This is a genomic window from Micromonospora sp. NPDC000663 (assembly GCF_042898105.1).
GTDB lineage: Bacteria > Actinomycetota > Actinomycetes > Mycobacteriales > Micromonosporaceae > Micromonospora.
Window position 1 is genome coordinate 1386153 of record NZ_JBIAYR010000001.1, and the last position, 12916, is coordinate 1399068.

Below are 12916 nucleotides of genomic sequence, written 5' to 3' on the forward strand. Positions count from 1 at the left end.
TGCCTACGAGCCCCGGACGCTGCCAATCCGGCCCTGCCACGCCACATGGTGCCGCCATCGAGGATCACGCCGTCTCGACGAAGGGAACCCGGATGACGGAGAGCCCGCAGACCACCGAGAGTCGAACAGTTCCGCCCGCGCGGCCGTACCCGTTCAGTGTGCCCGACCGCCTCGTCGTCGATCCGACCTATGGCGACCTGCGCGAGAACGAGCCGATGACCCGGGTGAAGCTCCCCTACGGCGAGGAGGCGTGGCTCGCCACCCGATACGACGACGTCCGTACGGTCCTCGGCGACGTGCGGTTCGGCCGCGCCCCGGCCGTCCAGCGCGACGAGCCCAGGCTCACCCCGCGCCAGCAGTACAGCGGCATGCTGACCATGGACCCGCCCGATCACACGCGGCTGCGCCGGCTGGTGGCGAAGGCGTTCACGGCACGTCGGGTAGAGGCGCTGCGCCCGCGAACCCAGGAGATCGCCGACGCGCTGGTCGACGACATGGTCCGGCTCGGTCCTCCGGCCGACCTGGTGGAGCACGTCGCCACACCGCTGCCGATCCAGGTGATCTGCGAGCTGCTCGGGGTCCCGTACGCCGACCGCGACCGTTTCCACATCTGGTCCGAGGCGATCGTCTCGACCACCTCCCTGCCCCTGGAGACGATCCAGGAGTACCTGAACAATCTCTGGGGCTACATCGGTGATCTGGTCGCCGAGCGCCGCCGCGAGCCGGGGATCGACGACCTGCTCGGGGCGTTGGTGCGGGCCCGCGACGAGAATCAGGATCGACTCACCGAGACCGAGCTGGTGGAGCTGGCCGGAGGACTGCTCGCGGCCGGCCACGAGACCACGGTGACCCAGATCCCCAACTTCGTCTACGTCCTGCTGCACAACCCGGACCAGCTGGCTCGGCTGCGGGCCGAGCCGTCGCTGGTGCCGGCTGCGGTCGAGGAACTGCTGCGGTACGTGCCGCTCGGCGTCGGCTCCTCCTTCGCCAGGTACGCCAAGGAGGACGTCGAGGTCGGCGGGGTGCTGGTCCGGGCAGGTGAGCCGGTTCTCGGCTCACTGTCGTCGGCGAATCGGGACGGTACGGTCTTCGCCGACCCGGACCGGCTGGATTTCGACCGCGAGCAGAACCCGCACCTGGGCTTCGGGCACGGCGTACACCACTGCGTCGGCGCGCAGCTGGCCCGCATGGAGTTGCAGGTCGCCGTCGCCACCATCGTGACCCGCCTGCCCGGACTGCGGCTCGCCGTACCGGAAGACGAGCTGGAGTGGAAGCGCGGCATGTTGGTGCGGGGCCTTCTCGGCATGCCGGTGGCCTGGTGAGTACCGCGTGGCGGATCGGGGTGGACACGCACCGCTGCATCGGCACGAGCATCTGCGCCGGTACCGCGCCCGAGCACTTCCGCCTGGTCGACGGCCTGTCCACGCCGCTGGCCGACGTCGTCGCCCCGGACGACGTCATCCTCGACGCCGCCGACTCGTGCCCGGTGGAGGCGATCACGGTCCGCGACACCACCGATGACAGGCTGATCGCGCCCCAGGACTGACCGAAGACCGAGCGCTGCCGTCTGACTGGACGCCGATACCGTTCGCGGTGCCCGCCAGCGGCTCCGAAGGCACCATGAGGGTCAGCGGCGCACCCGGTAGCGCAGGTGGAGCACCCGGTTGCCCTGGATCGCCACGTCCGGATCCTCCAGCAGGTGCTGCGCGTCGACCGACCCGAAGTAGCGCTTGCCGGACCCGAACACGACGGGTACGACGTCCATGCGTACCTCGTCGACCAGGCCCGCGGCGAGCACCTGGCCACCGACGTCACCGGCGGCGACCTCGACCACGCGGTCACCCGCGAGGTCCTGCGCTGTGGCCACTGCCGCCTCGACGCCGTCGACGAAGTGGAATGGCGCCTCGGGGTCCCAGCCCTCGGGCGCCGGCCGGTGCGTCACGACGACCACGTGGTCGATGCCGCTCGGAGGCTTCCCGTCCCAGCCGTCGGTCAGGTCGAAGACGTGGCGGCCCACGACTGTCACCCCGATCTGGTCCCAGTACGGCCGGGTGTAGTCGAAGGACCTCTGCGACACCTTCAGCGCGCCGCTGGAGTCCAACGGGACATCGCCGCTGGACAACCAGTCGAACAGCGGCCCGGGCTGGTCATGCTCGTCTGCCACGAAGCCGTCCACCGACACCGAGCTGTACATGACCACCGTGCCCACGATGCTCTCCTCTGCGTCGGGATGCCCACAAATTAGCGTGTCGTGAGCTGCCGCTCTTGTAGGAAATCAATCCAACGGCAGCGGCCAGCCGTCCAGCGCATTGCCGGGATGTTCGCGCAGGAACCGCCGCCGGACGTCGAGGTACCGGGTCGGCGTGAGCCCGGTGAACGCCCGGAACTCGTGGCCGAAGTGGGCCTGGTCGAAGTAGCCCGCGCCACAGGCGAGATCGCCCCAGTCGATCGGTCCGGCCGGGTATCGATCGTCAACACGGTGGCGGCGAAGCGCCAGGTACGGGCCAGCCGCTTCGGCGTGACACCGATGATCTCCTTGAACCGCTGCGCCAGATGGGTGTTGCTGACACCGGCTGCCATCCTCAGGTCGCCGATCGCCACCGCACCGCCTGTCGCTTCGATGACGCTGCTCGTATGGCGGACCAGCCCCAGGCCGGCGGTCTCGCGCAGCCGCCGCATCAGCTCCTCCTCGAGCAGCGTCAGCATCTCGTGCGGTCTGCCCGCCGTGGCCAGCCGGTCCCGCAGTTCGGCAACGGCGGCCCGGCCCCAGACCTGCTCCACCGTCACCGGCCGGTCACACAGCTCAGCCGCGGGCATCGGCAGGAACGGCGCCAACCCCCACGGCTTGAAGTGCACGCCGACGGACCGGGTCCGGCGTGGGTAGCCGAACTCCAACGCGCGGGTGGGCGTGGTGACCACGCAGCCGTCGGCGTACTCGGCCGTCTCGATGTCGGTGCCGGCGCGGATGCGGAACGGCGCCCCGAGGTTGACGATGAGCAGTGCCCCCGGCATCGGTGGCAGCATCAGCCGGGCGTACGGCGGCGCGCCCTCCAGGTAGTAGATGTCGTCGATCAGCCCGTCAAGCGGCGGTCGCGACACTCTGGACACGTACTCCACGACAACAGCATCGCCGACGCCCCGCCTGCATCGCGCGCCGAGACGTCCAAACCTGACCGCGTTTCCACTGACTTCTGGTGGACAGGAAGGTCGACAACCGAGTCACTGGTCCCACCCGCGAAGCGGCGACCGACTCATCCTCTGTGGTGTCCGATCTGTGCTCCCGGCACCCGATCTCCCTATTCTCGGGGGAGCGCCATGACCGCTCGGCCACAGGAGGTAAGCGTGAAACTTCTTCTCACGTCCGCAGGCGTCATGAACCCGAGCATCCGCGATGCGCTTGTCGACCTGCTGGGCAAGCCGATCGCCGACTCCAGCGCCCTCTGCATCCCTACGGCTGCCCACCCGATGGGCGGGCCGGCCTCGGCCTGGCGCTTCATCACCGGGCAGACACCGTTGCCCATGTGCGACCTGGGCTGGAAGTCGCTTGGCGTCCTCGAGCTGACAGCGCTCCCCAGCATCGGCGAGGAGCGGTGGGTCCCCTGGGTCCGGGAGGCTGACGTCATGCTCGTGGCCGGCGGCGATACGACGTACCTGTGCCACTGGATGCGGCAGTCCGGGCTCGCGGATCTCCTGCCGTCTCTGCGGGACACCGTCTGGGTGGGGTTGAGTGCCGGGAGCATGGTGCTGACCCCCCGGATCGGCGCGGACTTCGTCGAGTGGCAGTCCGCGCCCGACGACCGCACGCTCGGCGTCGTCGACTTCTCGATCTTCCCGCACCTGGGTCTCGAGCCGGACAACACCATGGCTTGTGCCGAGAAGTGGGCGGCCGAGATCGCCGGTCCGGCGTACGCGATCGACGACCAGACGGCCATCAAGGTGATCGACGGCACCGTCGAGGTCGTTTCCGAGGGGCACTGGAGACTGTTCCCCGCGTAGCCGCGACCAACAGTGATCGGCGTGGCGAGATGGCCGCCGTCATCGGCGACGTGCTCGGCCGTCCCGTCCGCTACCAGCAGGTTCCCGGCGAGGCCTTCAAGGAGGACATGCTGCGGACCGGCGTCTCCGAGGGCATCGCACAGGGCAGGCTGGACATGGCCGTGGCCAAGAACGAGGGCCTGGACAACGGCGTCGCCCGCACCCCCGAATGGAGCACACCCACCACCTTCCGCCGATGGTGCCTCGACGTGCTCAAGCCCGCCGCCGACGCATGAGATGACGTCATCCGGCTGCCTGACATCAGGCAGCCGGATGGCTGCGTGCAGGGCTCGGACACCGTTCGCTAGCGGTTGCCTCGGCGCGCGGTGCCGCCATACAGATGGACACGGTTGTCGACAACGCGGTCCGGCTCGCCGCGCAGAAACCTGTCGCGTGCGCCGTTGCCGTTGCTGACGTGGACCACCGATCAGCGGCGACGGCGGGCCATCCACTGCCAGATGTGTGTGCCGTTGTGACTCGGGTCGTTGCGGGCCACGTAGATCCAGGACCAGTGGCCGGGGAACTGGTAGCCGTTCCAGACGACATGGTCGTACAGGGTGATCAGTGACCCCGGGATGAGGTCGTGGGCGTGGATCGTGTTGGTCTCCGGTGGCACGGTGTCGTCGTCACGCGAGGTGACCAGCCACGTCGGGGTCTGGATGCTCGCCAGCTCCGCGTCGGTGATCAGCGGCGGGCCCTCCCCGCTGAGCGGCTCGACGACGCCGCAGATCGGCACCGACGCGGCGAACAGGTCGGGATAGGCGACTGTCATCTCCAGCGACATGTAGCCGCCGTTGCTGCAACCGACCACGTAGATCCGGTCGGGGTCGACACGCTTGCGGCGTACGAGGTCCTGGACGATCTCGCGGATCAGCGGGGCGAACCGGGGGCCGTCCTCCATCCAGTAGGAGGTGCTCTGCGGAGCGACGACGTACGCGCCGGAGAAGATTCGTTGAGCCTCCGGGGTGGCGAAGCCCAGTGCCCCGCGGTTGGCGCGCAGCGTGGTCTCGTTGTCGTAGTAGTCGTCGGGCAGTGAGGCGCCCTCGCCGCCGCCGTGCAGCCAGAGGATCAACGGTCGCCGACCGTGCCGGGGCGATGGCTTGGGGGAGTACAACCGGTACTTCAGGCCCGAGCCCGAGACGTGGTGGCTGAAGGCGTCCACCTCGGGGTTCGACAGCCGCCCCTGCACGAAGCGCGTGATGGTGAGCGGCTGGCCGTGTCGGCGGACGAGCGGGGTGTTCTGCGTGATGGTGTAGACGAGGTCCAGCCGGACGTTGCGGCCCCTGCTCACGATGTAGCCGAGGGTGCCACCGCCGAGTTGACCTTCGGCGGAGCTGAGCTCCAGGACGATGTTTCCGTGCCGGTCGAGCCGGGCCGCGGTCACCGTGCGGTCAAGGTCGTACTCGCTGAAGATCAGGTCGCCGGGAGCGATCGGGATCGGGCTGGTGGCCCTGGCATGCACGGTGAACGTGCCGGGGGTGAGCCCGGCCGGGTCGATCGGACCGAGCCGGCTGGTGTCGAGGGTGACCGAGGTGACCTGTTCACCGCCGTCGAGCGTCCTCGCGTCGAGGGTGAAGCTCACGCTGGTGCTGTGGTGGCCACCGGCCTGGACGGCGGTGCCGGGCAGCGCCAGGCCCATGGCGGCACCGGCGCCACCGGCCAGGACGGCGCGGCGAGTGACAGACGCGGACATGCAGGCCCCCGATGTTTGCGATGTAGACGCTCGTCGATCAGTTCCAAGCTAGTGCCGCAGAGATCCGCTGGCAACCGGTGCCGGCACGGGGCGATCGGAGCGCCCTGGTGGCTGAACCTGACGCTGTCGAGAGGCGCTAGGGCGGCGTCAGCTCATGCCCCCTGACTCGACAGTCCCTCCCGCCCGGGGCGATCACCTGCCGATCGCCCCGGGTTCCGTTCGGCGGTCGGCCCGCCCGTGCCTACATCGCCGTGGCGGGACTGAGCTCGACGACGCTGCCCGTGGCGCGGGACTGCTCGGCCGCCCAGACGACCCGGTGTGAGGAGATGCTCTCCTCGGGCCCGGAGGTGACCAGTGAGCGGTCCCCGGTGGAGACCGCCGCGATGAACGCCTCGATGAGTGCCCCGTCGGCGCCGCCGTGTCCGTCGGCGGCCGAGGCGTCGCCGTCGGGATCCAGGTCGATGGTTTCGACGGTGTCGGTGAGGAAGTCGTGGACGCGCAGGCTGCGGCCGTCGCCCTCGATGCTGCCGAGCGTGCCGAAGATCCGGGTCTTGCGGAAGTCGAGCGCCGTGAAGGCCGTCATGGTGAACGCGACGGTGGTGCCGCCCTCATATTCGAGGTTGACCACCTGGTGGTCGACGACGTCGTTGCGGCCCGCGTAGACGCAGACGCCGTACGGGCCGTCCTCCAGGGCTTTTCGGACGCCGTCCGCGCTGACATCGTCGGTGAGCACGCCCAGCGGCCACGCCTCGTGGACGGGGTCACCGAGGAAACGTTCGTAGATCCGGACCGCGGAGTAGGCACACGATCGTTCGACCGGGCAGTCGACGCAGCGTCCGGCCGCTCCGGCCGGACGGTTCTCCGGCCGGAAGTGGGCGAGGCCACCGAAGGAGGAGACCCGCCGGACCGGTCGGCCGATGAGATGGCCGAGCCAGTCGATGTCGTGACACGACTTGGCCAGCAGCATCGAGGAGGACTCGGCCTCCACCGCCCAGTTGCCACGTACGTAGCTGTGGGCGTGGTGCCACCAGCCGACGGGCTCCAGGTGGTCGATGCTGACGATGGTGCCGATCCGTCCGGTGTCGAGCAGCCCCTTGAGGATCCGCGAGTAGGGCGTGTAGCGGAGCACGTGGCAGACGGCGAGGAGAGCGTCGTTGTCGACTGCCGCATTGACGATCCGCTCCGCCTCGTCGGGCAGCGGCGCCATCGGCTTCTCCAGCAGGATCGCGTAGCCGAGTTCGGCGAAGGCCACCACCGGCTCGACATGCGCGCGATCGGGGGTCGCGACGATCACCGCGTCGGCGAGCCGGGGGTGTGCGGCGAAGTCTTCCCACGAGGCGAACCGGTGCTCCGCGGGTACGTCGAACTCGTCGGCCAGGGTGGTGCGGCGGGCAGGGTCGGGATCGGCGACAGCTGCGATCGTGGCGTTGCTGGTGGCGGCGGCGAGGCGTGCGTACGCAGCGCCTCGCGCTCCGGCACCGACGATCGCCAGAGTGATGGACATCAGGTGTCTCCTATTTGATGGCGCCGGAAAGGATGCCTTTGACGAAGTGGCGCTGGAAGAAGAGGTAGAGGATGACCACGGGCACGATGACGATGATCGTTCCGGCACTGAGCAGCGGGATGTTGCGGCCGTAGGCCTGGATGAACTTGCCGAGCCCGGACGGTGCCGTGCGCATCGCCGGGTCCTGGATGAGGATCAGCGCGAGCAGGAACTGGTTCCACGCCCACATGAAGTAGAGAAGGCCGAGAGTGGTGAGCGCCGGCCGTGCGGTGGGCAGCAGGATTCGGCGCAGGATCTGCCCGCCGGACGCGCCGTCCATCTCGGCGGCCTCGGTGAGTTCCGGTGGCAGCGACTCGAAGTGGCTGCGCATCCAGAACACCCCGAACGGCATGAATGCCCCGATGAGCGGCAGGATGACCGCCCAGTAGGTGTTGAGCAGACCTATCGACTTCAGGTCGTAGTAGAGCGGGATGACTATCGACTCGTACGGCAGGGCCAAACCCAGCATGAGCAGCGCGAAGATCGGCCCCCGGACAGCGAGCCGCATCGTCGCCAGCCCGTATCCGGCGAGTGTCGCGAGCACCACCGCGAGAGGTACGACGCCGAGCGCGATGATCAGACTGGACCGCATGAGGTCGGCGAATCCGCCGGTCGACCAGGCGTCGACGTAGTTGTGCCACTGCGGATCCGACGGCCACGCGAGCCCCGGGCTGAGATTGTCCTGTGGTTGCAGTGATGCGGCGAGGATCGCGTAGAAGGGGACGAGCACCGAGGCCGCGGCGGCCAGCAGCGACAACCGGGTCAGCGACCGGATCATGGCTTCTCCCGGGTGAGGCGGTTCAGGGCGAACATGATCGCGCAGGTCAGCAGGGACAGGACGACGGCGAGCGCGCAGGCGGTGCCGACCTGCCCGGCGGTGAAGGTCAGCCGGTAGATGGCGACGCCGGGCACCATCGTCGACTCGCCGGGGCCGCCGGCGGTCATCACGTAGACGACGTCGAAGCTGGCCAGGGCGGCGATCACGGTGACGGTCGCCGCCACAGACAGTTCCCGGCGCAGCCCTGGCACGGTGACGTGCCAGAACTCGTGGATCGCGCCGGCGCCGTCGAGCCGGGCGGCTTCGTACAGAGACGGGTCGATCTTGCCGATGCCGGAGTACAGCAGCAGGAAACAGAGCCCGGTCGAGACCCAGGTGCCGACGACCCCGACCGCCGGATAGGCCCAGGTGAAGTCGCCCAGCCAGGCCCGGGTCAGGTCGGACAGGCCGACCGCGCTCAGCAGCGCGTTGAACGGTCCCTCGTCGTCGAAGAACAGCTTCCACACGCTGCCGACCGCGACGAGCGGAAGGATCTGCGGCAGGAAGATCACGGTCCGGATGAAGGGCATGCCCCTCCAGGGAACGTTCGCGACGAGCGACGCCAGCACCAGGCCGAGACCGATCGGGATGACCGAGTAGAAGATGATCAGCCCGAAGGCGTGGATCAGGGAGAGTCGCAGCGCCGGGTCGGCGAGGATCTCCCGGTAGTTGTCGAGCCCGGCCCAGGTGGCGACGCCGATTCCGTTCCAGTCCCAGAACGAGATCCACAGGCTGTGCGCCCAGGGTGCGATCACGAAGGCCGCGTAGAAGAGCAGCGCGGGCGCGGTGTAGAGCAGCGGTACGAGTCGTGCCCGCGACCGCCGGGCCCGCACCGGCGTCGCGGGTGCGACGACGGTACGGTCCCGGACGGTCACGCTGTTCGCGAGGCTGTCAGCCATGCGTCTTGGCCCAGTCCGCCTGGACGGCCCGGACGAATGCGGCAGGGTCGCTCTTGCCGGCGATCAGCTTCTGGGTTTCGGCGACCAGGGTGTCGTTCATGGTCGCGGTGGCGTTGTTGTTGAACCCGATGAGCCCGTCATCGGCGTTGACCTTGTTCCACGCGGCGACCAGTTCGGCGGAGATCGTGCCCGGCTCGGCGGTCACGGTCGAGGCGTCCGAGGGCAGGAAGCCCTGGGCGAAGGAGGCCTTGGCGGCCTCCGGGCCGCGCAGGAAGTCCAGGAAGGCGGCAGCGGCCTGCGCGTTCTTCGACTTGCGCGAGATCCCGTACGCGACCGAGGTGCCGATCGCGGTGGCCTTCGGGCCGGGGAAGGGCACGAAGCCGGCGTCGCCCTTCAGTGCGTCGCCGATCTTCTTGGAGTCCCAGGATCCGTCGACGAAGAAGACGCCGTCGCCCTTGGTGAACTTGTCCACCGCGCCCTGGAGGTCGATGCCGTTGGCGTCCTTGGAGTAGTAGCCCTTCGTACCCCAGTCGGTGATGCTCTGGGCGCCCTTGGCGTTCCCGGCGGTGTCGAAGGTGGCTCCGCCCTCGCCGAAGACCCACTTGGCGTACGCGGCCGGGCCGTCCGTGGACTGGCCGATGAGCTGGATCGGGAAGGCGGCGTGGCCCTCCTTGTTGCCGAGCTGGAGCGGAGTCTCGCCGCCGGCCTTGGCCTTGGCCAGGGCGGCCTCCAGATCCTCGAGCGTGGCCGGAGCCGCGGCGATGCCGAGCTTCTTCAACTTGGCCTTGTTGTAGTAGAGCCCCACCTGGGAGAAGGACGCCGGTGCCGCGTACAGGTCGCCGGAGCCGAGGGTGGTGCCGTCCTTGGCGACCCGCCACTGGTTGAGCTGTCCGGCCGGGTACGCCGACTCCCAGCCGTACGCCTTGGCATAGGGCTGGAGGTTGAGGATCAGCTGGTCCTTGACCGTGGTGCCGACCGCGTTGAGCAGCACGATGTCGGGCGAGGTGTCGCTGGACAGCGCGAGGTTGAGCGACTTGTTGTAGTCGTCGTACGTGGTGTCGACGTAATTGATCTTGACGTTGGGGTGCTTCGTCTGGAACGCCGGGATGATCTCCTTCATGGCGGCCCCCGACTCGGGGGTGGCGATCAGGTTGAGTTCCACGGGTCCGCTCGGAACGCCGGTCTGCACGGGCGCGTTCGGGTCGGCGGCCGGTTCGTCGCCGGAGGAACTGCCGGGGGCGCACGCGCCGAGCGCGAGGAGCACGGCTGCCGCGCTGAGCGCACTCTTCACTGATGTCATGGATTTCATAAGGTCTCCCAGGGCAGGAGTAGTTTCGAAAGAAACTTGCGTTCGCTATAGTGAGCCGTCTACGAACGCACGTCAAGGGGCAGCGAATGACCGTAGGTGATGCTCTTCCGGGCGGGGACCAGAGCGCCCTACGGCACCTGAACACGCGTCGTGTGCTGCGGCTTCTCTACGAGGGACCCTCGCTGACCATCAGCGGTGTCGCCCGGGAGACCGGGCTGTCCCGCCCCACCGTGCAGGGCATCCTGACCTCACTTGTCGAGTCTCGACTCCTGGCCCTGGACGGATTCGACAACGCCCCGACCGGAGGGCGGCCCGCGCAGCGGTACCGCTTCGCCGCGGACGCGGGCATCCTGGCCGGCCTCGACATCGGGGCGCACGCGGTGTCGGTGCGCATAACCGACCTTGCCGGCGCGCAGGTGGCGGCCGCTCGGGCCGCCATCGACCCGGATCTGGACCCGGCCGGTCGCATCGATGCCGCGGTCAATCTGCTGCGACGCACGATGCCGGCCGACTCGCCGCGGTTGTGGGCGGCCTGTGCCGGTTCCCCGGGCATCATCGCCGACGGCGTCGTGCGACTGAGCGTTGCCATCCCGGGCTGGACCGGCACGGCACTGGCCAAGGAGCTCACCGCCCGCCTGGACTGTCCGGTGAGCGCCGTCAAGGACGCCAACCTCGCGGTCCTCGCGGAGCACCGGGTCGGTGCCGCGCAGGGCGTCGACCACGTCCTGTACGTGCATGCCGGGCACCGCCTCGGCGTCGGTGTCCTGGTGGACGGCAGGCCGTTCGGCGGTGGGCGAGGAGCTGCCGGCGAGATCGGTCGGCACCCGGGTCTGGGCTGGGAGGCGGCACCCCGAAAGCTGCTCTCCGAGGCCGGGGTCGCTCCCGGCATGAATTCCCGCGAGTGGGTCTTCGCGCAGGCCAGGCAGGGGGACAGGCGCGCGGTCGAGGCCGTCGACCACTATGCCCGGGCGCTCGCCGAAGGAGTTGGCGCCATGGTTCTCGCCATGGATCCGCGGTTGGTCGTGGTGGGAGGTGGCATCGCCCGCGCCGGCGAGACGGTCATGGAGCCGGTGCGGCGCCACCTCGCCGAGATCCTGTACGAGTTGCCAGGCCTGGCGATCTCCGCGCTCGGCGAAGACGCGGTGGCGATCGGGGCGGTCGAGACCGCCCGGGACGCGGTCCGCGCGGAGCTCTTCACGGACGGCTCTTGACGGCCGCGAGGCTCACCCGCATATTCGAAAGAACCTTTCTTTCGATATCGAGGAGTGCCGCGTGGACCATCGCCTTCGAAGAGTTCTTGCCGCAGCCAGCTCGATGATCCTCGGTGTCACCCTCGCCGGGGTCGTCACCGCCCCGTCGGCCCAGGCGGCAGACACCCCGCCCAGCCCGCTCGCCAAGCCGGGCTACACGCTCGACTTCTCCGAAGAGTTCGACGTCAGCACCCTCGACACGAACCGCTGGCTGCCCTACTACCTGCCGCACTGGACCTCCCCGGCCAACCGGGAGTTGGGTGCCAAGGCGCGCTACACCATCGCCGACGGCGTGCTCACCCAACGGCTCGACGCCGACACCCCGGCGTGGAATCCGCAATACGACGGCACGGTCAAGATCTCCTCGATCCAGACCTACAACAAGGACTACTGGCACAGGTTCAACGGCTCGATGCCGTTGAACCACCACGAGCCCGACTTCAACGGCTACACGTTCCAGTACGGCTACGTCGAACTGCGCGCCAAGAAGTCGAATGTCGGCGGAGGTGGCCACCAGGCACTCTGGCTGGTCGGCACCGGGGACACGTCAAGCGCCTCGCGTAACCCCGAGATCGACATGGTCGAGACGTTTTTCTCCGAGCCGAACAACTGGCGGATCGCCGCCCACGGCTGGGGCGACCCGAACTTCCTGTCCAGCTCGTACGCGTCGATCGCCCCGGTTCCCAGCGGGTCGCCGACCACCGAGTTCCACACGTACGGCATGGAGTGGACGCCCACCGACCTCAAGTTCTACTACGACGGTCAGCTCTACCGGACCATCAACGATGCCCCGAACATGCCGATGGGGCTGATCATGGGCATCTACACCGACGCAGGCTCCGGTCAGCACAACAACGTCTGGCCCAAGACCTGGAGCGTCGACTACCTGCGCGTCTACAAGAAGGACGGCGGCTACCCGGTGTCCTACCAGCGGCTGAAGAACCGGCAGACCGGCCAGTACGCCAAGGACGACGGCAGCGGCACCGCCAGGTATGTCGCCGCTTCCGCCACCGATCAGGCCGCCCAGTGGGCAGTCGAAAACGTCGACGGCTATGTCCGGCTCAAGAACCGCGCCACAGGCAACTACCTGCACGTGGAGAACCAGACAGGCAACGTGCAGACCGGTGCGGTGCCCGGCACCTACTGGTCGGCGCAGTGGGCCCAGGAGTCCGTCGACGGTCGCCTACGCCTGAAGAACCGCTGGAAGGGCACCTACGCCCATACCGAGAACATGACAGGCGGCATCCAGTGCGGCGCCGCGCCCGCCAACTGGTGGACCAGCCAGTGGTCGTTCGAGCCGGTCTCCTGACCGGCCGCGAGAAGCCTGATCGGTAAGCGGAGCGAGGCGGTCCCCGCCGCTGTTGTCCAAC

At 68.7% G+C, this 12916-nt stretch carries 13 protein-coding genes; 6 read left to right on the top strand and 7 right to left on the bottom strand.

Going from position 1 to position 12916, the window contains the following annotated elements; genetic code table 11:
• The first annotated feature begins 92 nt into the window (after positions 1-92).
• Both ACFY1S_RS06640 and ACFY1S_RS06645 read left to right on the top strand, forming a co-directional pair.
• Positions 93-1322, top strand: a complete 1230-nt coding sequence (locus ACFY1S_RS06640; protein ID WP_387113473.1) for a cytochrome P450 — start codon at positions 93-95, stop codon at positions 1320-1322.
• Entirely contained in the window at positions 1319-1546 is a 228-nt protein-coding gene (locus ACFY1S_RS06645) for a ferredoxin (protein WP_387113475.1), read from the top strand. The genes ACFY1S_RS06640 and ACFY1S_RS06645 overlap by 4 nt, the downstream gene beginning before the upstream one ends.
• A gap of 81 nt (positions 1547-1627) precedes the next feature.
• On the opposite strand, the gene ACFY1S_RS06650 is transcribed toward ACFY1S_RS06645, so the two are convergent.
• On the bottom strand, positions 1628-2209 hold the full coding sequence (locus ACFY1S_RS06650; protein ID WP_387113477.1) for a dihydrofolate reductase family protein: 582 nt from the start codon (positions 2207-2209) through the stop codon (positions 1628-1630).
• 32 nt (positions 2210-2241) lie between these two features.
• A complete protein-coding gene (locus ACFY1S_RS06655; protein WP_387113479.1) occupies positions 2242-3108 on the bottom strand; it encodes a DUF6597 domain-containing transcriptional factor in 867 nt (288 codons plus the stop codon).
• 234 nt (positions 3109-3342) lie between these two features.
• Here ACFY1S_RS06655 and ACFY1S_RS06660 point away from each other — a divergent pair, with 234 nt between their 5' ends.
• On the top strand, positions 3343-3996 hold the full coding sequence (locus tag ACFY1S_RS06660; protein ID WP_387113481.1) for a Type 1 glutamine amidotransferase-like domain-containing protein: 654 nt from the start codon (positions 3343-3345) through the stop codon (positions 3994-3996).
• A gap of 29 nt (positions 3997-4025) precedes the next feature.
• On the top strand, positions 4026-4271 hold the full coding sequence (locus tag ACFY1S_RS06665) for a hypothetical protein (protein WP_387113483.1): 246 nt from the start codon (positions 4026-4028) through the stop codon (positions 4269-4271).
• A gap of 191 nt (positions 4272-4462) precedes the next feature.
• Here ACFY1S_RS06665 and ACFY1S_RS06670 read toward each other — a convergent pair whose 3' ends face one another.
• The 5 genes from ACFY1S_RS06670 to ACFY1S_RS06690 all read right to left on the bottom strand — a co-directional run bounded on the left by ACFY1S_RS06670 (position 4463) and on the right by ACFY1S_RS06690 (position 10287).
• A complete protein-coding gene (locus ACFY1S_RS06670; protein WP_387113485.1) occupies positions 4463-5728 on the bottom strand; it encodes a prolyl oligopeptidase family serine peptidase in 1266 nt (421 codons plus the stop codon).
• 241 nt (positions 5729-5969) lie between these two features.
• Positions 5970-7232, bottom strand: a complete 1263-nt coding sequence (locus tag ACFY1S_RS06675; RefSeq protein WP_387113487.1) for a Gfo/Idh/MocA family protein — start codon at positions 7230-7232, stop codon at positions 5970-5972.
• 10 nt (positions 7233-7242) lie between these two features.
• Entirely contained in the window at positions 7243-8049 is an 807-nt protein-coding gene (locus ACFY1S_RS06680; protein WP_387113489.1) for a carbohydrate ABC transporter permease, read from the bottom strand.
• Complete coding sequence (locus ACFY1S_RS06685) at positions 8046-8987, bottom strand: carbohydrate ABC transporter permease (protein ID WP_387113491.1); 942 nt, start codon at positions 8985-8987, stop codon at positions 8046-8048. Before ACFY1S_RS06685 ends, ACFY1S_RS06680 begins: the two co-directional genes overlap by 4 nt.
• The gene (locus ACFY1S_RS06690; RefSeq protein ID WP_387113493.1) at positions 8980-10287 is read right to left on the bottom strand and encodes an ABC transporter substrate-binding protein; all 1308 of its coding nucleotides are present in this window, start codon (positions 10285-10287) and stop codon (positions 8980-8982) included. Before ACFY1S_RS06690 ends, ACFY1S_RS06685 begins: the two co-directional genes overlap by 8 nt.
• A 95-nt stretch (positions 10288-10382) precedes the next feature.
• Between ACFY1S_RS06690 and ACFY1S_RS06695 the strand changes: the two genes are divergently transcribed.
• Entirely contained in the window at positions 10383-11507 is a 1125-nt protein-coding gene (locus tag ACFY1S_RS06695) for an ROK family protein (RefSeq protein ID WP_387113495.1), read from the top strand.
• Positions 11508-11568: 61 nt separating this feature from the next.
• On the top strand, positions 11569-12855 hold the full coding sequence (locus ACFY1S_RS06700; protein WP_387113497.1) for a family 16 glycosylhydrolase: 1287 nt from the start codon (positions 11569-11571) through the stop codon (positions 12853-12855).
• The last annotated feature ends 61 nt before the right edge of the window (positions 12856-12916 follow it).